Annotated in this window: 27 protein-coding genes; 17 read left to right on the top strand and 10 right to left on the bottom strand. The window is 63.8% G+C overall.

What is annotated here, in order from left to right:
- Positions 1–164: 164 nt before the first annotated feature.
- The 3 genes from ACVMIM_RS15945 to lptF are packed head-to-tail and all read right to left on the bottom strand — an operon-like array spanning position 165 to position 4857.
- Positions 165–2576 carry an LPS-assembly protein LptD gene (locus ACVMIM_RS15945; protein WP_476113108.1) on the bottom strand — a complete coding sequence of 804 codons (2412 nt, stop codon included), beginning with the start codon at positions 2574–2576 and terminating at the stop codon, positions 165–167.
- Complete coding sequence (gene lptG, locus ACVMIM_RS15950; RefSeq protein WP_476113110.1) at positions 2576–3658, bottom strand: LPS export ABC transporter permease LptG; 1083 nt, start codon at positions 3656–3658, stop codon at positions 2576–2578. The genes ACVMIM_RS15945 and lptG overlap by 1 nt, the downstream gene beginning before the upstream one ends.
- Before the next feature lie 2 nt (positions 3659–3660).
- Complete coding sequence (gene lptF / locus ACVMIM_RS15955; protein WP_476113112.1) at positions 3661–4857, bottom strand: LPS export ABC transporter permease LptF; 1197 nt, start codon at positions 4855–4857, stop codon at positions 3661–3663.
- 356 nt (positions 4858–5213) lie between these two features.
- Between lptF and ACVMIM_RS15960 the strand changes: the two genes are divergently transcribed.
- Both ACVMIM_RS15960 and ACVMIM_RS15965 read left to right on the top strand, forming a co-directional pair.
- Positions 5214–6740 (top strand): leucyl aminopeptidase, encoded by a 1527-nt coding sequence (locus ACVMIM_RS15960; protein WP_476113114.1) that lies wholly within the window; start codon positions 5214–5216, stop codon positions 6738–6740.
- A gap of 3 nt (positions 6741–6743) precedes the next feature.
- Positions 6744–7193 carry a DNA polymerase III subunit chi gene (locus ACVMIM_RS15965; protein ID WP_041008379.1) on the top strand — a complete coding sequence of 150 codons (450 nt, stop codon included), beginning with the start codon at positions 6744–6746 and terminating at the stop codon, positions 7191–7193.
- Between the two features lie 68 nt (positions 7194–7261).
- Here ACVMIM_RS15965 and ACVMIM_RS15970 read toward each other — a convergent pair whose 3' ends face one another.
- Positions 7262–7852, bottom strand: coding sequence for a YybH family protein (locus ACVMIM_RS15970; protein ID WP_476113116.1), 591 nt, complete (start codon positions 7850–7852; stop codon positions 7262–7264).
- 111 nt (positions 7853–7963) lie between these two features.
- Here ACVMIM_RS15970 and ACVMIM_RS15975 point away from each other — a divergent pair, with 111 nt between their 5' ends.
- A complete protein-coding gene (locus ACVMIM_RS15975; protein ID WP_476113118.1) occupies positions 7964–8935 on the top strand; it encodes a LysR family transcriptional regulator in 972 nt (323 codons plus the stop codon).
- A gap of 164 nt (positions 8936–9099) precedes the next feature.
- On the opposite strand, the gene ACVMIM_RS15980 is transcribed toward ACVMIM_RS15975, so the two are convergent.
- The 3 genes from ACVMIM_RS15980 to ACVMIM_RS15990 form a co-directional block, all read right to left on the bottom strand.
- Complete coding sequence (locus tag ACVMIM_RS15980) at positions 9100–10176, bottom strand: glycosyltransferase family 2 protein (RefSeq protein WP_476113120.1); 1077 nt, start codon at positions 10174–10176, stop codon at positions 9100–9102.
- Positions 10177–10181: 5 nt separating this feature from the next.
- Complete coding sequence (locus tag ACVMIM_RS15985) at positions 10182–11099, bottom strand: lysylphosphatidylglycerol synthase domain-containing protein (RefSeq protein WP_476113122.1); 918 nt, start codon at positions 11097–11099, stop codon at positions 10182–10184.
- A 251-nt stretch (positions 11100–11350) separates the two neighbouring features.
- A complete protein-coding gene (locus ACVMIM_RS15990) occupies positions 11351–11824 on the bottom strand; it encodes a carboxymuconolactone decarboxylase family protein (protein ID WP_476113124.1) in 474 nt (157 codons plus the stop codon).
- Positions 11825–11956: 132 nt separating this feature from the next.
- On the opposite strand from ACVMIM_RS15990, the gene ACVMIM_RS15995 reads away from it, so the two are divergent.
- The 3 genes from ACVMIM_RS15995 to ACVMIM_RS16005 are packed head-to-tail and all read left to right on the top strand — an operon-like array spanning position 11957 to position 14147.
- Complete coding sequence (locus tag ACVMIM_RS15995; protein ID WP_476113126.1) at positions 11957–12571, top strand: TetR/AcrR family transcriptional regulator; 615 nt, start codon at positions 11957–11959, stop codon at positions 12569–12571.
- 39 nt (positions 12572–12610) lie between these two features.
- A complete protein-coding gene (locus tag ACVMIM_RS16000) occupies positions 12611–13240 on the top strand; it encodes a hypothetical protein (RefSeq protein WP_476113128.1) in 630 nt (209 codons plus the stop codon).
- A 58-nt stretch (positions 13241–13298) separates the two neighbouring features.
- Positions 13299–14147: a 23S rRNA (adenine(2030)-N(6))-methyltransferase RlmJ gene (locus tag ACVMIM_RS16005; protein WP_476113130.1), complete on the top strand. Its 849-nt coding sequence runs from the start codon at positions 13299–13301 to the stop codon at positions 14145–14147.
- A gap of 15 nt (positions 14148–14162) precedes the next feature.
- On the opposite strand, the gene ACVMIM_RS16010 is transcribed toward ACVMIM_RS16005, so the two are convergent.
- Positions 14163–14918 (bottom strand): AraC family transcriptional regulator, encoded by a 756-nt coding sequence (locus tag ACVMIM_RS16010; RefSeq protein ID WP_476113132.1) that lies wholly within the window; start codon positions 14916–14918, stop codon positions 14163–14165.
- Between the two features lie 182 nt (positions 14919–15100).
- On the opposite strand from ACVMIM_RS16010, the gene ACVMIM_RS16015 reads away from it, so the two are divergent.
- From ACVMIM_RS16015 to ACVMIM_RS16025, 3 genes are all read left to right on the top strand, one after another.
- A complete protein-coding gene (locus tag ACVMIM_RS16015) occupies positions 15101–15523 on the top strand; it encodes a VOC family protein (protein WP_476113133.1) in 423 nt (140 codons plus the stop codon).
- A gap of 33 nt (positions 15524–15556) precedes the next feature.
- A complete protein-coding gene (locus ACVMIM_RS16020; RefSeq protein WP_476113135.1) occupies positions 15557–15919 on the top strand; it encodes a DoxX family protein in 363 nt (120 codons plus the stop codon).
- Between the two features lie 165 nt (positions 15920–16084).
- The gene (locus tag ACVMIM_RS16025) at positions 16085–16537 is read left to right on the top strand and encodes a hypothetical protein (protein ID WP_041001897.1); all 453 of its coding nucleotides are present in this window, start codon (positions 16085–16087) and stop codon (positions 16535–16537) included.
- Between the two features lie 197 nt (positions 16538–16734).
- Here the strand turns inward: ACVMIM_RS16025 and ACVMIM_RS16030 are convergent, their stop codons facing one another.
- On the bottom strand, positions 16735–17325 hold the full coding sequence (locus ACVMIM_RS16030; RefSeq protein ID WP_278051022.1) for a TetR/AcrR family transcriptional regulator: 591 nt from the start codon (positions 17323–17325) through the stop codon (positions 16735–16737).
- A 176-nt stretch (positions 17326–17501) separates the two neighbouring features.
- Between ACVMIM_RS16030 and ACVMIM_RS16035 the strand changes: the two genes are divergently transcribed.
- From ACVMIM_RS16035 to ACVMIM_RS16050, 4 genes are all read left to right on the top strand, one after another.
- Positions 17502–17978 (top strand): DinB family protein, encoded by a 477-nt coding sequence (locus ACVMIM_RS16035; RefSeq protein ID WP_476113138.1) that lies wholly within the window; start codon positions 17502–17504, stop codon positions 17976–17978.
- A gap of 383 nt (positions 17979–18361) precedes the next feature.
- Positions 18362–18715, top strand: coding sequence for a hypothetical protein (locus tag ACVMIM_RS16040; RefSeq protein ID WP_041002797.1), 354 nt, complete (start codon positions 18362–18364; stop codon positions 18713–18715).
- Positions 18716–18983: 268 nt separating this feature from the next.
- Positions 18984–19580, top strand: coding sequence for a glutathione S-transferase (locus tag ACVMIM_RS16045; RefSeq protein WP_476113140.1), 597 nt, complete (start codon positions 18984–18986; stop codon positions 19578–19580).
- Positions 19581–19747: 167 nt separating this feature from the next.
- Positions 19748–20122, top strand: a complete 375-nt coding sequence (locus ACVMIM_RS16050) for a TfoX/Sxy family protein (protein WP_476113141.1) — start codon at positions 19748–19750, stop codon at positions 20120–20122.
- Between the two features lie 94 nt (positions 20123–20216).
- Here ACVMIM_RS16050 and ACVMIM_RS16055 read toward each other — a convergent pair whose 3' ends face one another.
- A complete protein-coding gene (locus tag ACVMIM_RS16055; protein WP_041001885.1) occupies positions 20217–20870 on the bottom strand; it encodes an outer membrane protein in 654 nt (217 codons plus the stop codon).
- A gap of 411 nt (positions 20871–21281) precedes the next feature.
- Here ACVMIM_RS16055 and ACVMIM_RS16060 point away from each other — a divergent pair, with 411 nt between their 5' ends.
- The 4 genes from ACVMIM_RS16060 (at position 21282) to moaD (ending at position 25148) form a co-directional block, all read left to right on the top strand.
- The gene (locus ACVMIM_RS16060; RefSeq protein ID WP_476113143.1) at positions 21282–22046 is read left to right on the top strand and encodes an SDR family oxidoreductase; all 765 of its coding nucleotides are present in this window, start codon (positions 21282–21284) and stop codon (positions 22044–22046) included.
- Complete coding sequence (gene uvrC, locus ACVMIM_RS16065; RefSeq protein WP_476113145.1) at positions 22043–24124, top strand: excinuclease ABC subunit UvrC; 2082 nt, start codon at positions 22043–22045, stop codon at positions 24122–24124. The genes ACVMIM_RS16060 and uvrC overlap by 4 nt, the downstream gene beginning before the upstream one ends.
- Positions 24125–24288: 164 nt before the next feature.
- Entirely contained in the window at positions 24289–24885 is a 597-nt protein-coding gene (gene pgsA, locus ACVMIM_RS16070; protein WP_476113147.1) for a CDP-diacylglycerol--glycerol-3-phosphate 3-phosphatidyltransferase, read from the top strand.
- Between the two features lie 5 nt (positions 24886–24890).
- A complete protein-coding gene (gene moaD, locus ACVMIM_RS16075) occupies positions 24891–25148 on the top strand; it encodes a molybdopterin converting factor subunit 1 (RefSeq protein WP_476113149.1) in 258 nt (85 codons plus the stop codon).

Below are 25148 nucleotides of genomic sequence, written 5' to 3' on the forward strand. Positions count from 1 at the left end.
CCGAACGCCTGCGCGATGCCGTCGACCCATGGCCCTCTTATGCGGCGAAACGATGTCGCCGGCCCATGACGCCGAGAATTGAGCCTATACTCAAGGGATCACGCGTCAAATCAAGACCCAAGCACCATGAGCACACGGCTCCGAGCCCATGCGCCGCGCCGTGGTCACTGGATCGAATCGACTGCGCTTGTTGACGAACCGAAATCGCCGAGCGTGCGGAACGACAGGTTGAAACCGATGTTCTGCGACACTTCCCTAGTGACGGTGTCGCGCGTCTGCGAATACGTCATGATGTAGGTGAAGCAGGAATCGTTATAGGCGAAGCCGACACCGTCCTTGACCAGCACATTTGTCTGGAGGTCGTAGGTGCCGGTGCCGAACAGCCGCCAATTCTGCGCCAGGTGCGTCGAGGCGCCGAGCGTGAGCTCGTGACGATCGGTGGTGAAGCCATAGAGCGGCTGCGCCCCGATGAAGGCATATTTGGCGCTGAGCGATATCGGCAGGCCGGAATAGGCGGCCTTTACTTCGGCGCGCCTGACCTCCCAACTCTGCTCGTCGAAACGCCCGCTCAGCGAGCCGGAGAAACCGCTCGGGCTGTTGAAGCCGACAAGGCCGACATAATCCGAGCTCCGCTTGTCCAGGCCGGACTCGGCCCCGACATTGACGAGATCGGGCGCGGCGAAGGAGTTTTCGCCGGCGAGCTGGTACGACTGGCCGAAGATGGCGTTCGTGGCCCAGCCATTGTCATAGGCGCCCGAGTACCGGAAGCCGACATTGGCGCGCGTGCCGCCTTCGATGCGGTCATAGCCGGAAAATTTATCGCGCTCGAACAGCGTCGTGGCATCGAAGACGAAACTCTGCGCGTCTTCGTTGGGGACGGCCAATCCGCCGACATATTGCTCGTTCGGACGCACGAAAACCTGCGCCGTCGGCTCCAGGACATGGCTGGAGCTAGGCATCGAGAACAGCAGTGGCCAGCGCGCCTCGAGGCCGAGGGTGGCCATGTAGCGGGCAAGCGAGGAGCGCATGTCGACGTTTTCGCCGAGATTCGTCGCCATCTGGTTGACGGCATCGAGCGAAGCCTGATTGGCGTTGACATAGCCGGCGTCGCCGCGGAAGGCGAGCAACGGGGTCAGTTGCAGACCGCCATCGGTTGTGAAGGTGCGCTTCCACTCGGCTTCCGCGCTCAGCCGGCTGGATTCGCCTTCGATACCGCGCACATTGTTGAAGGAAGTGTCGACAGCCGGGTTTGCCAGCACGGCGTCCAGCCGGTTGCGGCTGATCACGCGCGTGTTGACGTTGAACGACAACTGGCCACCGGCCACGGACGTGTCGGGGATATAGGCATAGTCGAGCGACGGCAGCACCCAGGGCTGCTTGGCGGAGCGCGACGTCGGATCGCTGGAGAGCGTGTCTTCCTGCACCTCGAAGCGCATGGCGCGGACGTCGAAATAGTTGCGGTCGCTCAAGCCTGTCAGATAGATCGACGACTGGTGGACGAGGTCGCTGTAGCCCTCGATATTGTAGGTGCGCGAGAATTCCTTGTCGGTCTGCAGCAGCACGTCCCAGCCGAAATTCCAGCGCTCGTTGATGGCGAACTGGCCCTTGGTGCCCATCATGCCGCGGAACTTGTTCGGATCGTCGGCAGGCCCCGAGTTCACATTATGGCCGGCGGAATCGATGAACGCGTCGGGATCCTGCTGATTGATGCCGGCGATCTTCAGCGTGTATTGGCCGTTGTTGAAGCGCTGGCGCCACTCGGCCTCACCGAGGAAACCCTGCTTGGTATAGCCGCTGCCGGTGACGGTCAGGTCATAGGTCGGAGACAGGGCGAAATAATAGGGGACTTTGACGCCGACGCCGAGATGGTTGTTGTAGACGATGCCGGGGATCAGGAAGCCGCTCTTGCGCTTCACCGTGGGGTCGGCGATCTCGAAGGCCGGCAGGTAGGCGAGCGGGAAGCCGAAGAACTCGAAATTCGAGTTCTCGAAGCGGACCGTTTTCTTCTCGCCGTTCCAGATGATCTTTCGCGCCTTGACGCGCCAGGTCGGCGCTTTGTCCGGCTTGTCCTCGCAAGGTTCGCAGGCCGTGTAGACGCCGTTGTGGAAGGTGGTGAGCACGCCGCCCATACGCTCGGCGCTCTCGGCGGCGAAATAAGCCTTGTCGATCGTCTCGACGCGCAGCGCGTTGAGAAAACCGTCGGCGAAATCGTCGGTGATGTCGATATGGTCGGAATTGACCTTGGTGCCGTCGCTGTTGATCAGCTCGACGGCGCCGCTGGCGACCAGCCGCTTGGTGTCGCGATTGTACACCACGCGCTGGGCGACCAGCTTGTTGCCGCCATAGTCGATCTGCACGCCGCCGACGGCCGTCACCGTATGCTTGTCATTGTCATAGACAAGCGTGTCGGCGGCCAGCAGCATCTGCGAACCGGACGGGACGGGCTTGGCAGTAATCTGCTGCGCCAGCGCGGGTGCCGTCGGCACCGCACAGGCGAACAGACATGCCAAAGCGGTCGCCCCATAGAGGCGTGCCAAACCGGCCTGCCTATGGTTGCGCAAGACCGCCTCCCTCACTAGCCGTCTTCCTTGTATAGCAGAAACGTCACCCCAAAGAACATAGCCACGACAACCGGAACCCATGCAGCCACCACCGTAGGCACGAATCCGGCTACACCGAATGCCTTGACCAGTACCGAAACGACATAAAGCAGAAAGCCGGCCACGACGCCACCCAGAATCATCGTTGCCGACTGCCCCATTCGCGCAAATCGCATTGAAACCGTTGCAGCAATCAGCGTCATGGCCACGAGAAGGAACGGCAACGCCACCAGCGAATCAAACTGCATGGCGAAGGCGTTTGCCTTGAGCCCGAAGGACCGGGCGATCTCGATCTTGTGCGGCAGCTCGTAGAAAGGGATGGTTTCCGGGCGCGCCAGGCGCTCCTGCACGAATTCCGGCTTGAGATTGGTCGGCACCTTGTCGAAGGCCAGCGCCTGGATGTTGCCGCCCTTGAAGACCTTGACGTCCTGCAGTTCCCAGTAGCCGTCGCGCAGGAAAGCCTTGGCGGCATCCTTTCGCTCGGCGATGTTGCCCTGCGGGTCGAGGACGAAAAACACCGCATCCGCCATCTCAAGCCCCTGGTTGAGGATGGCGCGGGCGCCGATGATGGTGTCGCCCGATTCGGTCTTTTGCCTCAGCCACGGCGTGACGTTGGTCGTGACGGCATTCGACTTGCCGGCCCTCAGGTCGTTCTCCATCTGCTCGGACCAGGAAAAGCCATGCGCGGCGATCGGGTTGATGATGGCGACCGACAGCACGCCGAACATCAGCGCGCCGACGCAGCAGGGGAACAGGAACTGCCAGGCCGACACGCCTGCCGAACGCGCGATTACCAGCTCATAGCGGCGGTTGAGCGACACCAGCGTCGCCATCGCAGAGAACAGCCCGACGAACGGCACCGTCTGCAGCATGATCATCGGCATCCTCAGCGCCGAAATGGCGAAGGCTATGCCGTAGGTGAAGCCGGGCAGCCCGGTCGTGCGGCCGGAAAGCTCGGTAAAGTCGATCAGGAACACCAGCGCCAGCAGGCCCAGGAAGAACCAGAAGGTGATCGAGACGTAGCGGAAGAAGAAATAGCGGCCCAGCGTCCAGCCCATGGTCAGGCTCCCTGGCCCGAAGCGCGCCGGGCGAGCCAGAGCTTGAACGTCGTCCAGTTTTCGCCGGCGCGCTTGGCAAGGCCCGTCAGCCAGTCGGCCCAACTGACCGGCAATTCCATAGTGCGGGACGAGACGATGAACCAGACCGAAACCGCGGAGGCGATGAGCGGTATGCCGTAGAGCAGATAGACATAGTACCAGACCTTGTCGGCTTTACCGGCGGCGAAGAAGCCCAGCCACCGCACGAAAAGCGCGATCGCGATCGCCGTGATCAGCGGATTGATGCGCGCTTCGCGATGCGAGCGCGCATCGCCCGCCACCGCAAGCGCGATGAGCGCGAACACCAGCGAATAGGACCATTCGGCGAAGCGCTGGTTGAGCTCGGCACGGTAGCTGCCCGGTTCGCGCTGGAACATCTTGTCGTTTGGATCTGGGTTGAGCAGATACGCGGTCGTGCGGTCCTTGGGCAAAAGCGTGATGTCGTTCGCCGCCGACATGAAGGCCGACATGTCGAAGGCGTAAGAGGTGAAGCGGATGACGGAGAGATCGCCGGTCACCGATTTGCGGTTGATGACGCCGTCATTCATCATCAGCACCTTCTCGTCGCCCTTTTCGACGATGCTGCCTGTCTTGGCATAGTAGGTGAGGCTGGCGCCTTCCTCGCGCGAATCGGCGACGAAGATGCCGCCCAGCCGGTTGCCGGGAAGGCGTTCGCCGACCTGCAGGTACAGGCCGTCATCGATCTTGCGGAACGTGCCTTCCTGGATGATCAGCGACACGAGGTCGGCGCGCGAAGCGGCTACCAGCTGTCGGTTCTTCTGCCTGGCATAGGGGTCTATCGCATTGTCGACGATGAAGGAAAAGGCGCAGGCAAAAGCCGCCAGCAGCAGGATCGGCCGCGCGATCGTCCAGCGCGAGGCGCCCGCGGCGCTGAGCACGGCCAGCTCCGAATCGGTGTTCATGGCGCTCAGCGTCTGCGCCACCGCCACCACCAGCGCGAACGGCACCACGATTGGGATGATGGAGGGGATGATGAGGGCCGCGACCTCGAAGAAGGTCAGCGCCGATTGGCCGTTGTCGGTGACGAGGTCGATCTTGGCCAGCACCTGCGTCGTCCACACGATCGCCAGCGTCCAGGCCAGCGCGGCGAGGAACATCGTCAGCGCCCGGCGCATGATGTAGCGTTCAACGACCTTCATGAAGGCTTTTCTCGATTTTGCCGAACGGCATCATGCCCGTCGACAAAGTAGTGATCCGGCGACGCGTGCACAACTGGGTCATAGGCGGCTCGCTCCGGATTGTCGCCCCACGCCGTCTGCCCCGGCGTGGCGGAGTCTCCGCGCCAATTGATAAGAAATGCGAAACATTGATGGTTAACAGCAGGTTACGGCTAAAAGCTGACGCCGTGCCGAGGCGAATCCTTTGTCTATTGTGGCGCTGATATAGACAGCGATTTCGGCCAAAGTCTTGCCAAATGGCTCAAAACGACCGAAATGTCGCGCACGCTTGCCAAACCTTTGCCGACCCCCGCGGCCATCCCCGAAAGCAGGACCTGATGACGTCGAGACCCTCCATTTCTTTCGCCAAATTCGCTGCGCCGAAAAAGGGCAGCGTCTTCGTATTCGCGGCAGATGGCGGCGGGCTTGGCGAGGCGGCGAAGGCCTGCGATCCGGCCGGCGCGCTTGCACGCGCGTTTCCGGTCGCGGATTTTTCCGGCAAGTTCGCAAGCTCGGCCGAGGTGCTGGCGCCGGAAGGAACGTCTGTCGACCGGCTTGTGGCGATCGGCGCCGGCAAGGTCTCGAGCCTTGACGACAATGCTTGGCTGAAGCTCGGCGGCGCCGTTGCCGCTTCGCTGCGCAAGGCGGCCGAGGTGGCCGTCGTCCTCGATCTGCCCGATCTGCAGCCGGATGGCCGCCAGGCGGCCAGCCTTGCCGCCGGCATCCTGCTGCGCAGCTATTCCTTCGACAAATACAAGACCAGGAAGGACAAGGAAGACGGGCAATCCGATTCAAAGGCGCCTGAGACCAAGAAGGCCGAGGCGGCCAAGCCCGCCAAGATAACCGTCCATTGCGCCGACCCCGCGGCCGCGAAGAAGGCCTTCGCCGGCGAGGAAGCGGTGGTGGACGGCGTTCTGCTTGCGCGCGACCTCGTCAACGAACCGGCCAATGCGTTAGGCCCGGTCGAATTCGCCGAACGCGTCAAGCTGCTGGAGCAACTTGGCGTCGAGGTCGAGATCCTGGCTGAAAAAGAAATGAAGAAGCTCGGCATGGGCTCGCTGCTTGGCGTTGCGCAAGGCTCGCCGCGCGGCGCCCGCCTTGCGGTGATGCGCTGGAATGGCGGCAAGGCCAAGGACGCGCCGCTTGCCTTCATCGGCAAGGGCGTCACCTTCGACACCGGCGGCAATTCGATGAAGCCGGCCTCCGGCATGGAAGACATGAAGGGCGACATGGGCGGAGCGGCCGCCGTCACCGGGCTGATCCATGCGCTCGCCGCGCGCAAGGCGAAGGCCAACGTGGTCGGCATCATCGGCCTCGTCGAGAATGCCGTCGACGGCTACGCCCAGCGGCCCGGTGACATCGTCACCTCGATGTCGGGCCAGACGATCGAAGTGTTGAACACCGACGCCGAAGGCCGCCTCGTGCTCGCCGATGCGCTCTGGTACGCCAACGACCGTTTCAAGCCGAAATTCATGATCAATCTGGCGACGCTGACCGGCGCCATCATGGTGGCGCTCGGCCAGCACTATGCCGGCCTGTTCTCCAACAATGACGAACTCGCCGGCCGGCTGTTCGGCGCCGGCCAGGCCAGCCAGGAGCGGGTCTGGCGCATGCCGCTCGGGCCTGAATACGACAAGCTGATCGATTCCAAGAACGCCGACATGAAGAACATCGGCGGCCGCTATGGCGGCGCCATCATCGCCGCGCAGTTCCTGCAACGCTTCGTCAAGGACACGCCATGGGCGCATCTCGACATCGCTGGCACCGCGATGGGCGCGCCGTCGAGCGAGATCAACCAGTCCTGGGGCTCGGGCTTCGGCGTGAGGCTGCTCGACAGGCTGATGCGCGATCATTACGAAGGGTAGGGGATGGCCGACATCCTCTTCTACCATCTGACCGAATCGACGCTGGAGGAGGCGCTGCCCGGCCTGCTCGAGCGCAGCGTCGAGCGCGGCTGGCGCGCTGTGGTGCAGACCGGCACGGAAGAGCGGCGCGACGCGCTCGACCAGCATCTGTGGACGTTCCGCGACGATTCCTTCCTGGCTCATGCCACCGACCGCGAGGCCTATCCGGCCGAGCAGCCGGTCCTGCTCACCACGGGTGAGGGCAACCAGAACGCCGCGCAGATCCGTTTCCTGGTCGATGGCGCCAGCCCGCCCGAGCTATCGGGATACGAGCGCGCCGTCTTCCTCTTCGACGGCCATGACGCCGCACAGCTCGAAGCCGCCCGCGGCCATTGGAAGACGATGAAGGAAGCCGGCCACGCCGTGACCTACTGGCAGCAGACGCCGGACCGGCGCTGGGAACGCAAGGCGTAGCATCACTTCACCATCGGTCCGGCGCTCAGACTTCCGCTGCCCGCCGAACCGAAGCGTCTTTGCGATCTTCAGCCCTTTGCCAGTACTGACAGCTGCTCAAGGCTGATCTTATGGACGAGCGGGTCGGCGTGCCGGTGCGCCAGCAGCCATTTGCCGTTTTCGCGGCGAAAAACCAGCGTCACCCTGAGCGGCCATTCCTGCTCCAGGCCACCAACCTTGCCATGCCCCCACTCGATGACGGCGAGCACCGCCATGTCGCCCGATGCGTAAGCTTGCACCAGTTCCATTCTTACCGTGCCGTCCTGAAAGTAGCTGGCGAGTTCGGCCAGATGTTTGGGGCTTCTGTCGAAACCTCTTGAGAACGGACCGCCGAACGGCTGCATCAAGGTGACGTCGGGCGCGATCTCGATCAGGTCGAGATAGGCTTTCATGTCGCCACGCACGAAGGCCGAACTGGCCGCCTCCGCCCTTGCCAGAAGCTCCTTCAGAGCCGCGTCGTCTATGGCCGCCTGCGGCGCGGCATTACTTGCGGCAGCTTGCATTGCCAGCGGCAGGGCGAGCGGCGCCGCCAGCGCCAGCCGCCTGGAAATTGCGTTGCTTCGGGCTTTCCGCTCGAGCGGCGCGCCGGCCTTGCCGGTCGTGTGTGTGGATTTGGACATAGAGAACCTCCTGGAAAGATCGGGAACCAAGCCAGACGACTTTCGCCGTCCGACCGATGCGGGACGATCTCACTTCAACCGAGATGAATCCAGTGATATGATTTCAGCAATATGCTGCACGAAATTGATCTATCGCGCGTCGACCTCAACCTGCTGGTCCTGTTCGAGACCGTCATGGAGGAGCGCCATGTCAGCCGCTCGGCGTCGCGGTTGAACCTGTCGCCGTCGGCGGTCAGCCATGGCCTCGGCCGGCTGCGCGGGTTGCTCGGTGATCCGCTTTTCCTGCGCACGCCGAGGGGCGTTGTGCCGACCGACCGCGCGCTGGAGCTCGCCGCGCCTGTCGCCGAAATCCTGGCGCGCGTGAGAAGCGTCGTCGCCAGCGCCGAGCCCTTCGATCCAACTCGCTCCAGCCGCCGCTTCGTCATCGGTGCGCCCGACGGCGCCTCCGCGGTCTTCCTGCCACCGCTGCTCGAAGTCCTGCGTCGAAGCGCGCCGGGCATCGACATCGGCATCCGCCAGCTGCTGCCGAGGGAAGGCGAGACCTCGCCATTGCCCGCCTGGAGCGATGTCATCGCCGAGCTCGAGGCAAGGCTCATGGATGTGGCGGTCATCCCGATCGACAATGCGCCCGAGCGCTTTCTTCGACGCACGCTCTATGAAGAGGATTTCGTCATTGCCATGCGCGCCGGGCACCGGTTCTCGCAGGACAGCGGCATCGAGGCATACTGCGCCATGGAACATCTCGTGGTGTCGCAGACAGGCGATGCGCTGGGCTTCGTCGATACCGCGCTTGCCGCGCATGGCCGGTCGCGGCGCATCGCGCTCACCGTCCCCAATTTCATGTTCGCGCTTGCCGTGCTGGCCGAAACGGACTTCGTCTCGGCGCTGCCGCGTCGTTTCGTGGGCATGCATGGGCGCCGCTTCGGCGTCATCGCCGTCGACGCCCCTGTGACGTTGCCGCGCTTTCAGATCACCGCCTTGGTGCCGAAGGTCGCGATGATGGACGCAGGTATTGCCTGGCTCGTCGAACGGTTAGAGCAGGCGGGACTGGCAGTTCGGCCGGCCAGCCCCGCCGCCGGTTGATCGACTCCGGAGTCGCAAGTGCCGCGCTTTTTGCTAGACAGGGCCAAGCTCATGCGGCGGGGGAGAATGCGGATCAAGATTGTCGGAACCGGCAGAGCGGTACCGGCTGAGCGGGTTACGGACGTGATTGGCAACGCGGCTGCTATCGACGCCCGCTGGCCGGGTCATTTCCGGCGCGGCTTTGGCTTTGAGGCCGCCGGCTTGTTCGGCCAGTGCCAGCCGTCGCCCTCGCCATGCGCGGGCTGCGGCCGCGCCACATAGGCGAGCGCGCCGTTGGCCTCCAGATAGACGCGCGACAGCATCTCGGCGAGCACGCCCGATGTCACCGCCTGCAGCCCGGCGATCACCAGGAAGAAGCCGGTGATCAGCATCGGCCTTGTGCCGATATCCTGGCCCCAGAAAACCTTGATCGCGAAGAGATAGGCCAGGATCAGCGAGCCGAGCACGCCGAGCACTATGCCGATGCCGCCGAAGAAATGGCCGGGCCGCGTGCGGTAGCGCAGGAAGAAGAACATGAAGACGAGGTCCAGCACCACGCGGAAGGTGCGCGAGATGCCGTATTTCGACTGGCCGTGGATGCGGGCGTGATGCGTCACCACTTCTTGCGCGATGCGGCGCGGCGTCGTCACGGTCGCGAGCCACGCCGGGATGAAGCGGTGCATTTCGCCATAGAGCCGGACGCTGCGGATGACGCTGCCGCGGAACACCTTCAGGCTGCAGCCATAGTCTTTGAGCTTGACGCCGGTGACGCGCGCGATCAGCCTGTTGGCGATGCGGGACGGCAGGCGGCGCAACCAGAACCCTTCTTTGCGGTCCTTGCGCCAGCCGGCGACGAGGTCGAGATCCTCGGTCAGCAGGCGATAGACCATGCGCGGAATGTCGAACGGATCGTTCTGCAGGTCGCCGTCGAGCGTTGCGATGACGTCGCCGCGCGCTGTGTCGAGGCCGGCTTGCATGGCGGCGGTCTGCTTGTAATTGCGCACCAGCTCCACGCCATGCACATGCGGCCCGTAGACTGCCGCAAGGCGCCGGATTTCGGCGGGCGTGGCGTCGGTGCTGCCGTCGTCGACCAGCACCACTTCCCAGGGCTGGCTGTAGTTTTCCATCGCCTGATGGATGCGGACCAGCAGCGGCTCGACATTGTCGGCCTCGTTGTACATCGGAATGACGATTGAGAGCTTGTGCTCGGGCATGACGGCGCCCTCGGGCAATCCCGATGCGGGGATGGGAAGCACGTTCATCGCGGTCATTTCCTTGCCGGTCCTGCCGCCGGGGTGTCCGGCAGCGTCGATTTCGAGGGGAACAGCCAGGCGATCGCACCGGTTGCGACCGCCGAGCACAGGATGAAGAGATGCAGCGCAAGCGCCGCCTGCAGGCCGTCCTTCATGGCGATGCCGGAATAAAGCAGCGCGGCGGCGGCGCCCGCCTCATAGGTGCCGAAGCCGGCGACGCCTTGCACCGGCAGGATGGCGGCGGCCTCCGCGCCGACGGCGCCGGGAAAGGCGGTCTGGAACGAGGTGCCAAGCAGCATCGCGAGCAGCCAGCCCTGCACGCCGAGCTTCAGCGCCCAGTTGGCGATCGTCCACCACCAGCCATAGCGCGAGCGCCCCGTCGCTTCGGTGAAGATGTCGCGCAATTTGCCGAGTTTTGAGACGATCCTGCCGCCCGCTGTCCAGTTGTGCGGCGCGCGCGCCCAGCGCGGCAGGTACCAGGCGGCGACGATCAGCGCCGCGATGCCGGCGGCCCTCAGCGCTGGATGCAGGCCCGGCCAGACCAGACAGGCCAGCACGCCGACGACGAAAGCGTCCTGCAGCCTGAACCACAGGAGCGAGGCGCTGGCGCGCACGATCGAGACGCCGAACACCTGGCGCAACAGGATCGGGAAGGCCGTCTCCCCGCCGCGGAACGGCACGATGTTGATCATCGCATTGTGGATCAGGATGACGCGCAGCGTTGCGCCGAAGCGACCGTTCACATCGTCGCGGAATTCGTCGCAGACGCGCAGCGCCCGGAGCACATAGGTGACAAACAGCGCCGCCGCGATCACCGCGAAGGCGCCGGGCGTGATGGAGACGAAGGCATCGCCGACCATCTTCCAGCGCTGGTCGCTGGCAAGCCATGCCAGCAGCGCCAGGGTGACGACTATCGATATCGCTCGCTTCAATCAGGTCTCCAAATGGGCCGCCCGGTTGGGGCGGAAGCGCAATCAGAGTCCCACACAGGGGCAACTCTCGGATGTCGGCCCGGCCGGCGCCGGTCCGATATCGGATCCGCGCCGGCTTTTTCAACGCGCTGTTCCTATAGAACAGCGGCGGCGGCGAATCCATAAGCTTGGTTGGAGCCTCGATCGGGGCGGCGAAAAGCGGGCGGGGTTCGCGCCCGCCCGCTTGCCGGATAAGTTATGCCGAGTAAGTCCTATTCTCCGCCTATCTCTTTCTTGAACTGGTCGAAATCGACCTGCATGCCGTTGAAGACGGTGCTCCAATGGCGCGTCAGCGCCGCCATCACGACGGCTTCTTGGATTTCCTCGTCGGTCGCGCCGGCGCGTTTGGCATCCTGCGTGTCCGACCAGATGCAGTATTGGCAGGGGATCTGCGCCGCGACCGCCAGCGAGATCAGCGACTTGACCTTTGGCGGCAGCGCCGTCTTGTCGCTGAGCTCGATGGCCTTGACCTCGGCCCACGCGCCGGGCAGACCGGCTTTCGGGAACTGTTTCACGAAGCTCGGCACGCCGCCCATCGTCGACTGGATGTCCTTGAGGGTGGCGTCGTAATCATCGGCCCGGGCAGGCCCGGACGCCAGCACGGCGGCAAACACGCCTGCAGCGGCGATGAGCGAGGCGGAACGAAGGCAGGAATGCACGGTTGAGGCGATGCGAATGACTGACATGATGTTCTCCTCTGGTTTTTGCTAGCCTTACGATGTAAGGTATACGGAAGATGAGCCTTACAGTGTAAGTTGTCAAGCGCCATGGATGCATCGAGCAAAAAAAAGCGAACCCGCGGAAAACTCTCCCGCGAGATGATCGAGGATGCCGCCTTCGAGGTGATCGAGCGGGAAGGGCTGTCCGGCTTTTCGATGCGCAAGCTCGCCGCCAGGCTCGGCTGCGAGGCGATGAGCATCTACCATCACTTCCCCTCGCAGGCGCATCTCTACGAGGCGCTGGTCGACCGCCAGATGAGCGGCCTCGTGATCCCAGACGACAGCCTGCCCTGGCGCGAGCGGGCCCGCATCGGCATGCAGGAATTCCGGCGCGTCGCGACCGAGCATCCGGCCTTCGCGCCTTTCATCGTCGTCTATCGCATGAACTCGCCGCCCTGCCTCGCCAAGCTCAACGCCATCATCGGCCTGTTCGAGGATGGCGGCTTCGGACCTGAGCTCAGCGCCCGTCTGTTCCGCGCCGCCGGCTATTATCTGATGGGCGCGGTCCTCGACGAGACAGCCGGCTACGCCAAGGGACCTTCGGCGGTCACCACCGTCAGCGACCAGGAGCTGGCGCGCGACTATCCGAGCGTCGCGAAAGCCGGCGCCTATTTCGGCACCACCGGCTTCGACAAGACTTTCGAGCTTGGCCTGGAAATGTTTCTGGACGAGATGGAGCGGGTCCGCGAAGCTGTCCGCGACCAAAACCGCTAGCAGGAAATGGCGGCTAGCCGAAAACAGCCAAGGCTCTGAATGCGCTTCCTCTCCGTCCTTCTCCTTATCGCCGGTGCCGCCATCGGCATCTTCTATCCTTGGGCGATGAGCAATTTTTCCGGCCATGCGATCGGCACTTACCGCGTCTATGAGGGCGGCCGCTTCCGGCCCGTCACCGTGCAGCTCTCCGCAGGCGACGCGCCGGTGCGGGTGTTGGTCGACCTGACCGCGCGGGCCGAACGGGTCGCCGGCCAGCAGCGCGCGGTGCTGACGCTGACGGCGGCGAACGGCGGCCGCACGGCGCTGGCCTCGGCGCTCTCCTTCAATCACACCGACAACCCGCGCCAGGCCAGCCCGCAACTGCCCGACAAGATTTTTCGCGACGAGGCCGGCGTCATCAAAACCGTCACGCCCGGTCCTTATGTCTTCACCGTCGGCCCCGGCGATGCCGACGGCATCGACATCCGCGCGGTCGATCTCATCCTGCGCGCCGGCACCGGCTCGATCGACGAACGCGCTGAGCCGGCCGGCTATACGCTGATGGGCGTCGGCCTTGCCGGACTGGTGCTGTCGCTGGTCTTCGGGCGCCGCGGCGGAGACCATCCGCAAAATCCCAATTCGCAGCCGCCACCGCCGCGCTGGGGCCGCAACGGTCCGCCACGAGCATGATGCCGAAAAATGTGAAGCGGTTTTCGGTCGACATCATGCTCTTGGGAGTGAGCCGCATATGAACTATCGCCACGCCTACCACGCCGGCAATTTCGCCGATGTCGTCAAGCATGCCGTGCTCGCGCGCCTCGTCGAATATCTCAAGCAGAAGGACAAGGCCTTCCGCGTCATCGACACCCATGCCGGCATCGGCCGCTACGATCTCGCCTCGGTGGAGGCCGGCAAGACGGGAGAATGGCAGGGCGGCATCGGTCGGCTGGCCGAGATTGCGCTCGAGCCGCAGGCAGCAGCGCTGCTTCAGCCCTATCTGGAAGCGGTGCGCGCGCAAAATCCCGACGGCGGCCTCCAGCACTATCCCGGCTCGCCGCTGATCGTGCGCCATCTCCTGCGCAACCAGGACCGGCTGACGGCGATCGAACTGCACCCCGAGGATGCCGCGCGGCTGAAATCCGTCTTCGCCGGCGATTTCCAGACAAGGGTGATCGAGCTCGACGGCTGGCTGGCGCTCGGCGCGCAACTGCCGCCGAAGGAAAAGCGCGGCCTCGTCCTCATCGACCCGCCCTTCGAGGAGGAGGGCGAGTTCTCCCGGCTCGTCGAAGGGCTTCGCAAAGCGCACCGGCGCTGGCCGGGCGGCATCTACGCACTCTGGTATCCGATCAAGGACCGCAAGGCGGTAACAGCCTTCCGCGCGGCGCTGAAGGAAGCCGGCATTCCGAAGCTGCTCGACATCGCCTTCGAGATCCGGCCCGCCTCGGACGAGCCCAGCCTCGATGGCAGCGGGCTGGTGGTGGTCAATCCGCCCTACACGCTGGAAGGCGAGTTGAAGGTCCTATTGCCCGCTCTGCACGAGGCGCTCGCCCTTCGGCAACCGTCGCGCTGGTCGCTCGAGTGGCTGGCGGGCGAATAGGGCGACCATGTCACCTTAAGTCAGCGCCGTAGGCGTCACGCCCGTCAGCCGCCGGCTTTCGCGGATCAGATGCGCCTGGTCGGCATAGCCGGCCTCGATGGCGAGCAGCGCGGTCGAGGCATCGCCTTGCTGCCGCTGCAGGCGCCGGTACCGATGGAAGCGCAGGATGCGGTCGAGCGTCTTCGGGCCATAGCCGAAGGCGTCCTCGAAACGCCGGCGCAGCGTCCGCTCGCTCATATGCAGCTGGCGTTGCAGGAACGGAACCAGCGGCGTTTCCGGCGGCAGGCCCTCGTCCAGGACGCCAAAGGCCCGGCCCATCTGTGGGTCGAGCGCCTCGCGGCCTTCGGTATGCATGCCGATCGTTTCTTCCAACTGCCGCAGCAAGGCCGGCAGGTCGGTCGCGGCCTTGATGCGGTCCGACAGTTCGCGAGCCCGCGTGCCCCACAATTCACCGAGGTCCAGCCGTCCGCCGACGATTTCGCCGGCCGGGACGCCGAGCCAGCCAGCGGCCGCGCCCGGCCGGAAGCGGAAGCCGACGATCACCGCACCGGCCGGCGGCGTCTCGATCTGCGGCTCCTTGTCCGGCCCGGCCACGCGGAAGCGGCCGTCGATCCATTGCAGGTCGATTGTTGCGTCCGGCGTGATGACGATCGGGGGAACGGCGCGCTCGTCCATGCGGTGAACCCAGACCGCACAGAAGGCGGCGGCGAGGCCGCCAGCGACGGGCCGCTCGCGAAAGAAGCCGGTGGTCTGCGCCAGAACCGGTTCCATTCTCTCTCCGATCTGCTCCAGCCGGGTTGCCGGATCGGTGCGACGGTCATTTTGGCCGAAATATTCAATGCCGGCCACCTCATCCATGGCAAAACGGACGCAACTTCATGGCGCTTCACGCGCTCGCATCAGACCGCGTCCGTTTGCGACTGTGGTCACGAATATAGAAAGGAGTGAAAGAAATGAAAGCTCGCATCACTGTATTGACGCTCGGCGTCGACGATCTGGAAACCTCCCTCAAATTCTATCGCGACGGCCTCGGCCTGCCGACCGAGGGCATCATCGGCCGCGAATTCGAGCATGGCGCCGTCGCCTTCTTCGAGCTTGCCGGCGGGCTGAAATTCGCCATCTACGAGCGCGCCAGCATCGCCTGGGATGCCACGGTGCCGCAAACCGGCCGCAGCCCTACGGAACTCACCATCGGCCACAATGTCGGCAGCGAGACCGAGGTCGACGCCGTGATGGCCGAGGCCGTCAAGGCCGGCGCGCGTGTGGTCAAGCCGGCGCAAAAGACCTTCTGGGGCGGCTATGCCGGCTACTTCCAGGATCCCGACGATCACCTGTGGGAGGTCGTCTACAACCCGGCCTTCATCCCCGAGGACTGAGCGAAGCAAGAAACGCCGCCGCAGGAGGCCGCCATGCCTGTTCAAACCATTCAAGCGCTTGGCGCTCTCCTCATCGGCGGCGTGTTCGTTTTCGCCGGGATCGAGCATTTCCTGAAATTCGGAGCGATGCGCGACTATCTGGCCGCGCAGAAATTTCCGGCCCCGGCCTTGATGCTGGCCGCCGGTTCGACGGTCGAGATCGTTGCGGGTTTCCTGCTTGCCATCGGTATCGCTCGGTCCTTCGCGGCCGGCGCGCTGGTCGTCTTCACGCTGGCGACGAACCTCATGCTGCTGCGTTTCTGGGTGAGCCAGGAGCCGGAGCGCCAGGTGCTGCGCAATGCGTTTCTGATCAACATTGCCGTCATCGGCGGGCTGCTGCTGGCCGGCACATTTTAGGTTGTATGGAGATGCAGGCGATGCCGGCATGACCTGAATCTCCACACAACCGAACTAGCTGGTGAAGTCTGGAACGAAGGTTTGCGGAAACCATTGTTTTCGCGACCGCTTGACCGCCGCCAAGCGAATCCGCACAGTGCGCGGAACCGACCTTGAGAGGCTATCATGACTCGCTTCGCTCATTCCGCTCTTGCCGCGCTGGTTGCGCTCTCCACTCCCTTTGCCGCTCCGCTGGGCTTCGGCCAGGCGGCGCAGGCCGCCGACCTTTCCGTCTACACTGAGGACGACGGCAGCGTCTGCGGCGAGGCATGGGTACTGAACAAGATCACCGACCGCTTCTCCTATCAGGTACATCACGTGCCGCATCTGCCGCAGGTCGCGATCACCGACTTCCGCAACATCCGCCAGCATCGCTACGAACCGGCGAGCGACGAATGGCCGATCGGCCGCCATTACTGCCGCGCCACCGTCAACCTGTCGGACGGCCGTGACCGCTCGATCTTCTACCTGATCGAGGAAGGCCAGGGCTTTGCCTCGATCGGCGACAATGTCGAATTCTGCGTCTTGGGCTTCGATCGCTGGCTGGTCTATAACGGCCGCTGCCGCGTTCTCAGATAATTGGCGCTGGCCGACAAACATTGAAGGCGCGCTCTACGGGACGTCCCTCTAGCCGCCGGGCATCTCCCCACGAGGGAAACTAGCGGCAGGGGCAGGGTCGCTGTCCCACCGACCTATCCTGAATGGCTTCTGGCTTTCAGGTCTCGTCGCGGGCCGCGGAAACAGGTCCGCTCGTAGCCTGCTCCGCTTCTGCCGACTCAGGCTACCTTGCCGCCCGATATGTAAACCTGGATCAGCTCGACAAGCTGCTTCTGCAGCTCCGGAGCGTCGAGCATGTTGCGCCGTGCCGCGTTGTGGATCACGCCCTCGACCGCCGAGGAGAGCACGCGCGCCATCGTCTCGGTATCCTTGCGGCGCTTGCGGTACTGCGCGACGGCCGCCGCGTAATGTTCGAGATAGCGCGCCTGGAACGAGGCATGCGCGGCGCGTGAGCCGCGGTCGCCGGGTGCCTCGTCGAGCAGCACCTGGTGCAGCGTTGGATGGATCGAGTGCGCGCCGATCATGCCGCGTACCAGCTCGCGCGCGAATTGCTTGAGCGGCTTCTCCTCCGCCGCCGCTTCGCGAATCACCGACAGCACATGATCGAAGTGACGGCGCCGGATCGCTTCGACCAGAGCCAGCTTGTCGGGAAAATATTGATAGAGCGAGCCGATGCTGACGCCTGCGGCTTCCGCCACCTTGTTGGTGGAGAAGCCCGCCCAGCCGAGCTCGCTCAGAACGTGAGCACCGGCTTCGATGATCGCCTCGACGGTGGCAATCGAACGCGCCTGGCGCGGCTGCTTGCGCATGCGTGTGGCCGGCTTTGCAATGCGAGTAGACATGCTGGCCTGTCTCCCGAGAATATAAACAAGATACTCACATTCATTTCACCAAAGCAAATGGGGCCGCGAGATGAGTGCCAAGACCTTGCTGAAGGGCATGCTCGCCTATCAGGCCTGGGCAAACGATGAGCTCGTGGAGAAGCTTGCCGGGATGGATCCGTCTCGGGACGGCCGGACAACGCCACGCCGCGCTCCGTCTGATGAACCATATCCATGTCGTGTCGCGGATTTTTGCCGCGCATCTGAAGGGCGTCGCCCATGAATATGCGAGCGACAATACGCCAGCCACGCCCGAACCGCGCGAGCTGCGCGTCGCCTTGGCCGAGGTCGATCGGTGGTATCTCGACTATCTGGAAACTGTTTCGGAGCAAGGGCTTGCCGAACCCGTCGCCTTCACCTTCACCGATGGCGACAAGGGCTGCATGACGAGGCAGGAGATGCTGACCCATGTCGTCCTGCACGGCAGCTACCATCGCGGCGAGATCGGCCGCATGCTGGCCGGGATCGCGGTCTCGCCGCCCTGGGATACCTACGCCGTCCATCTGCATCGCTCCGAGCCGGCGCGTCGCTTGCGGGCTGAACGCGAGCCGGCGGAGGTTCACGGCAGCGCTCGAATATGAGCTTTAAGCTCACTTTCAAATGCGCAAGCTTTGATCGTCTCCCCTGGCCGGTTCATCTGTAGATGTTTTCGCTGGACAAGATGAAGCCCGCGTTCGGCGGCGTGTTCTCTATTGTGAGCACTCTGCTCACATTGTGATATAAGCTTATGCCGCGGGCAGATGGATGATCGGGCGATAGAAGCGGGGCGAAAGTCTGCGGGCCGGGCCGTCACTTGGAAAGTGACAGATTCGCTCGCAATTTTTCCATACGATGCATCTTTGTGTAACCAAAATTCAATAACTGAAAATCATTGTGTTGCTTCGCTGGCTAGACAGTCGCGAGTCAGATATGCATAGACACGCCGGGTCACTCACGACCATCGGCAAAACGCAAGGGGCATCGCATGGCAAAGACGACAACCAAGGCGCCGGCAGCGAAAGCGCCGGCAAAGAAGCCGGCAGCTAAAGCTGCCGCGAAACCTGCAGCAGTGAAGAAGGCAGCAGCACCGAAGGCAGCCGCCAAGGCTCCGGCCAAGACAGCAGCCAAGCCTGCGGCCAAGGCCGCGGCAAAGCCCGCCGCCAAGGCAGCGGCCAAGCCGGCTGCCAAGGCAGCAGCCAAGCCCGCCGCCGCCAAGAAACCGGCAGCGAAGGCCGCGGCCAAGCCCGCCGCCAAGGCTCCGATGAAGGCCGCCGCCGCCAAGGCGCCGGCAGCCGTGAAGAAGGCAGCTCCGGCAAAGAAGCCGGCCGCCAAGAAGTAATCACGTAGCTTCGCTTGGCTGGCGCAAGCAGGTGAGGGCGGGTGCCACTCAGGCGCCCCTCTCGCCAGTTCGGTGTCAGAGCGAGCGAAGTCGGAGCGAACGCTCCTCCTAAAGCTCTCGGAAATTTTTGCTGCCAGCAAAACTTCCGGGAGCTTTTTATTGGCGTCTGCGCCGGCAAAAAGCATTGGCTAATCCGGTTCGGCCCGCTGGCCGTTGCCCTTCGGACCCTGCTCGGTCAACAGTGCCGCAAACAACTGGGAACCCGATCATGCCGAAACTGCTCTATGCTTCCACATCTCCTTATAGCTCGAAGGTCCGCATGGCGGCCGCCTATGCCGGCATTGCCGTCGACCTCGTGCCGGTCAAGACGGAGGACAAGCCCGCCGAACTGATCTCGGCCAATCCGCTCGGCAAGATCCCGGTGCTGGTGCTGGAGGACGGCCGCTCGATCCATGACAGCCGCGCCATCACCCAGCATCTCAACCGTCTGTCGAAGAATGCGCTGTTCCCGCGCAATCCGGACAAGCGGCTCGAGGCGGAAGTTCTGGAGGCGCTTGCCGACGGCATCTGCGACTGCGCGCTGTCGATGGTTTATGAGCGGCGCACGCGGCCGGAAGCAGTGGTCTATCAGCCCTGGCTCGACCGGCAATGGACGAAGATCACCACTGCGCTCGACCTCATCAACGCCAACCCGCCGAAGCTGCCGAAGAAGATCACCGCCGGCCACATGGCGCTGCGTGCAACGCTTGGCTATCTCGCGCTGCGCTTTTCCGGCCAATGGGAGAAGGGCCGCGGCCGCCTGGTCCGCTGGGCCGCAAGGTTCGATGAGAAGTTTCCGGAACTGAAGGGCAGCGTGCCGGGCTGAGGCGCGCTCCGACTGACCAAGGTGTGCGTCAAGTTGGAGCACCCCTCATCCGACCGAGCTTCGCTCGGCCACCTTCTCCCGCAAGGGGGGAAGGGGAAGATCGCGCACCATCTTGAACCCCACCCGCTTCCATGCTTGCCTGACATCACCCAAGTGGGAGCGGTGACATGGCAAAGCCCTCAACCAGCGTCGCACCCGACCCGATGGTCGCGCGCCTGCGCGCCGCCCTCGGCGGGCGCATCTTCACCGAGCAGAAGATGTTCGGCGGCATCTGCTTCATGATCAATGGCAACATGCTGATCGGCACCTCGAAGCGCGGGCTTCTGGTGCGTGTCGGCAAGGACGCGCATGCGGCCGCCGCAGCACGTCCTCATGCGAGCACGATGGAGATGGGCGGGCGCTCGATGGAAGGCTATATCCGTGTCGCGCCGGAAGGTACGATGACCGATGCCGATCTTGCCGGTTGGCTGCATCGCGCCTTGGCTTTCGTCGAGACGCTGCCGCCGAAGGCAAAGGCCAAACCGCCGAAGAGGTCGAAATGAGGGCTGGCTGAAGGACTGGCAACACTTGCTCGTTTCGCGGCACAAAAAAAGCCGGGCGCAAGGCCCGGCTTTTCCGTGTCGTGGCTTCTAAGACTTAGAACTTCATACCGACGCCGAACGTGACGCGATTGTCCTTCGACTTGACATTGCCGAGGGCGCCGAAGTCCTTGTCGCCGTAGTCGGTGTAGCGGTACTCGACCCGGCCGAACACGTTGTCGGTGATCTTGATGTCGGAGCCGACGCCGGCCGTCCAACCGAGCATTCCCTTGCTCTCGTCGGTGCCGGTGACGCTATCCGTGATCTTCTGGTTCTTGGCGGCGAGACCGCCGGTACCATAGAGCAGGATTTCCGGGGTCACCGCATAGCCGAGGCGCGCGCGCAGCGAGCCGTCGAGACCGCCCTTGGCGTTGATGCCAGCGCTGTCGCCCTTGACGCCGTTGTAGCCGAGATCGGCTTCGGCGCCATAGACGAAGTTATCCTGCTGCCAGTTATAACCGCCGAAGACGCCGCCGATGAAGCCCTTGGTCTTCACATTGACGCCCGCGTCACGAGCATCGGCATGGCCGCCGAAGCCGTAGCCTAGGCTGATACCGGCATAGGGGCCGGCCCAGGAAGCAACCGGAAGCTCGGCAACCGGAGCGGGAGCCGGCGGCTCTTCGGAAACGACGTCGGCCGCAAAGGCGGTGCCACCAAAGGCGAACAGCCCGAGAGCAGCGGCGAGCGGCGCGAATTTGAGATTGGTCTTCATTATATACTCCTTAAGCCACAAGACACTTAGGCTTGTTTGTCCATGAAACGCCCCGGGCCCGTCCGGGGGGATAAACGGGCTTGGCGCTCAACGGTTCCAAATGTCGTGTTGAAATGCGGCTGAAGCGAACCTGAACTTGGGTCATTCCCCGGCGCAAATGAGGCCGAAAGGTGACGTTGCATCTTCGCAACAGCGAATGTCAGCACGCTAACCATGTTGCGCCGCACACCGCTTGGTTCAACGGATCCAGCGACATATATTGCCCTGAACGATGCCCCAAAATCCGGCGGGGCGCAAGCACATCCGGGTCCTTCGCCACATTCCTGCCGCAGGTGGAAATGGCATTTAACGCTTGGCCCGTCATATTGTGCCGGCTTCCCGGAATCGTGAAGCTGATTGAGGATTGACACCATGAAACAAGCCACGGCCGTCGCGCTGGTGACGGGTGGAGCAAGACGGATCGGCAAGGCGATCGTCGAGGACCTTGCCGCCAATGGCTTCGCCGTCGCCATCCATGCCAACCGGTCAAGCGCCGAGGCCGAGGCGCTGGCGGGCAAGATCGCGGGTAAGGGCGGCCGTGCCGCCGTGGTCGCCGCCGACCTCACCGACATGGATGCCGTCGGCGATCTTGTCGGCAGGTCCGAGGCCACGCTCGGCCCTGTCACGCTGCTGGTCAATAACGCATCCTTGTTCGTCGACGACCGGGTGGAGGATTTTGACTGGAAGGCCTGGGACCGTCATTTCGCCATCCATGTGAAGGCACCGGCGTTGCTGGCGCAGAATTTTGCCCGTGCTTTGCCCGAAGGCAAGGAGGGGCTGATCGTTAACATGATCGATCAGCGCGTCTGGCGGCCGACGCCGCGCTATTTGTCTTATGCGCTGTCGAAATCGGCGCTCTGGACGCAAACGCAGATGCTGGCGCAGGCGCTTGGGCCGCGCATTCGGGTCAATGCCATAGGCCCCGGCCCGACACTGAAGAACAAGCGCCAGGATGACGAAGATTTCGGCAAACAGGTCGAGGGCCTGATCCTGAGGCGCGGCCCGCAATTGCCCGAATTCGGCGCCACGATCCGCTATCTCTGGCAGGCGCGCTCGGTGACAGGCCAGATGATCGCGCTCGACGGCGGTCAGCATCTTGCGTGGCAGACGCCTGATGTGACAGGCATGGTGGAATGAGTCCCGCCCAAAAACATAAGCGAAACGGCGCCGCTGACGATCTGCCGCCCGATGTCGAACTCGATATCGAGGACGAGGCGGCGGAGGAGATCGTCGAGCCGGAGTCAATTCCCGCCGGACCCGATGTCGCCTTCACCGCGATAGACTGGACGCCGCATGCCGGCGACGCCGACGGCATGGTCGGCGCCGAGGTGATCCAGACCTTCGTCAAGCGGCTGCCCAACCAGCCCGGCGTCTATCGCATGATGAACGCCGCCGGCGATGTGCTCTATGTCGGCAAGGCGCGCAGCCTGAAGAAGCGCGTCACTAACTATGCGCAGGGGCGTTTCCACACCGCCCGCATCGGCCGCATGGTGCGCGAGACGGCGACGATGGAATTCGTCGTCACCCGCACCGAGATCGAGGCGCTGCTGCTCGAGGCCAACCTCATCAAGCGGCTGAGACCCCGCTTCAATGTGCTGATGCGGGACGACAAATCGTTCCCCTACATCTTGCTCACCGGCGACCATGTCTCGCCCGGCATCTACAAGCATCGCGGCGCGCGCTCGCGCAAGGGCGACTATTTCGGTCCCTTCGCCTCGGCCGGCGCGGTCGGGCGCACCATCAATTCGCTGCAGCGCGCCTTTCTGCTCAGAAGCTGCACGGACTCCTTCTACGAGAACCGCACGCGGCCCTGCCTGCTCTACCAGATCAAGCGCTGCGCCGGTCCCTGCACCGGCGAGATATCGCATCAGGGCTATGCCGAGCTGGTCGCCGAGGCCAAGGATTTCCTCTCCGGCCGCAGCCAGAAGGTAAAGACGGAGATCTCGGCCGCCATGCAGCAGGCGGCGGAAGAACTCGATTTCGAGCGCGCCGCCATTTATCGCGACCGGCTTGCCGCACTTTCGCATGTGCAGGCGCATCAGGGTATCAATCCGCAGACGATTGAAGAGGCGGACGTCTTCGCCATCCATCAGGAAGGCGGCCAGACCTGCATCCAGGTGTTCTTCTTCCGCACCGGCCAGAATTGGGGCAACCGCGCCTATTTCCCCAAGGCCGATCCGGCGCTGGAGCCGGCCGAGGTGCTGGGCTCGTTCCTGGCGCAATTCTATGACGACAAGCTGCCGGCGCGCACGCTGCTTCTGTCACAGGCCGCGCAGGAGCAGGAGCTGCTCGCCGAGGCGCTCTCCACCCATGCCGGCCGCAAGATCACGATTTCGGTGCCGCAGCGCGGCGAGAAGAAGGACCTGACCGATCACGCGCTGCAGAATGCGCGCGAGGCGCTCGGCCGCAGGCTGGCCGAGACCTCGACCCAGGCTCGTCTGCTAAAGGGTTTTGCGGAGACCTTCGGCCTGGAAAAGCCGCCAGTGCGCATCGAGGTCTACGACAACTCGCACATCATGGGCACCAACGCGGTCGGCGCCATGGTCGTCGCCGGCCCGGAAGGTTTCGTGAAGAACCAGTACCGCAAATTCAACATCCGCTCGACCGAGATCACGCCGGGCGACGATTTCGGCATGATGCGCGAGGTGATGCAGCGGCGCTTTTCGCGGCTGCTCAAAGAGCATGGCGACGAGCAGCCTGGCGCCACCGCGGAAGACGAAACCGGCGAAGAAGATATGGTCACCGGCAATGGCGGCTTCCCGGCCTGGCCCGACGTCATTCTGATCGACGGCGGCCAGGGCCAGATGACGGCGGTGCGCAAGATACTGGCCGATCTCGGCATCGAGGACCGCGTCGTCGCTATCGGCATCGCCAAAGGCCAGGACCGCGACGCCGGCCGCGAGCGCTTCTTCGTCAAGGGCAGGGACTCCTTCATGCTGCCGGTGCGCGATCCGGTGCTCTATTTCGTCCAGCGACTGCGCGACGAGGTGCACCGTTTCGCCATCGGCTCGCATCGCGCGCGGCGCAAGAAGGAGATGGTGAAAAGCCCGCTCGACGAGATCGCCGGCATCGGCCCTGGCCGCAAGCGCGCCCTGCTGCTCGCCTTCGGCACCGCAAAGGCGGTCAGCCGCGCCGCGGTCGAGGACCTGGTCAAGGTCGACGGCATTTCCGAGCATGTGGCGAAACTGGTCTACAATCACTTCCACGAGAGCTGAGGACTGACCGCGAGCACGGAAGGTTGACGGATCGGACGATGGGCCGCAGGGTCTTCGGCAGACACGAATGCTATTTTTGCCTGGTCAATCGAATCTCGCCTGTTGACCCCCTACATTGGCTTCTGATTTGAGTACGTCTGGTGGAGGAGATTTCCCGAGACGACATGGTACAGCGCGCGTTCAATCTGCCGAACATCCTAACCTATGCCCGCATCGTCGCGGTGCCATTGGTCGTGCTGTGCTTTTTTCTTGAAGGACATCTGAAGTCGTCCGACTTCGCCCGCTGGTCGGCGCTGGTCATTTTCCTCCTCGCCTCCATCACCGATTACTTCGATGGCTATTTCGCGCGCGCCTGGCAGCAGACCTCCAACATTGGCAAGATGCTCGATCCGATCGCCGACAAATTGCTGGTCGCCACCTGTCTGCTTCTGCTCGCCGCCGATACCGACCGCCATGGCGGCATCGCCGGCTGGTCGCTGTGGGCAGCGATCATCATCCTGTGCCGTGAGATCCTGGTCTCGGGCCTGCGCGAATATCTGGCTGCCTTGAAAGTGTCGGTGCCGGTGACGCAGCTCGCCAAGTGGAAGACCACCATCCAGATGGTCGCCATCGCCTTCCTGCTGGTCGGCCCGGCCGGCGACAAGATCTTTCCGCTGACCACCCAGATCGGCCTGGTGCTTTTGTGGATCGCGGCCCTCGTCACGCTCTACACGGGCTACGATTATTTCCGCGCCGGCCTCAAGCACATCATGGACGAGTGAGAGCAATGTCCACGAAGCTCATTTATTTCGCCTGGGTACGCGAGCGGATCGGCAAGCCGGAAGAGGACGTCGAATTGCCTTCCGGCATCGAGACGGTCGCCGATCTGCTGCGCTGGCTGAAGTCGCGCGGCGAGGAATATGAGAACGCGCTGCAGTACCCCGAGGTCATCCGCGTCGCCATCAACCAGGAACATGTCGGCCACCGCGAGAAGATCGCCGGCGCGCGCGAGATCGCGCTGTTTCCGCCGATGACCGGGGGCTGA

The sequence above is a fragment of the Mesorhizobium sp. USDA 4413 genome (genome assembly GCF_056280365.1).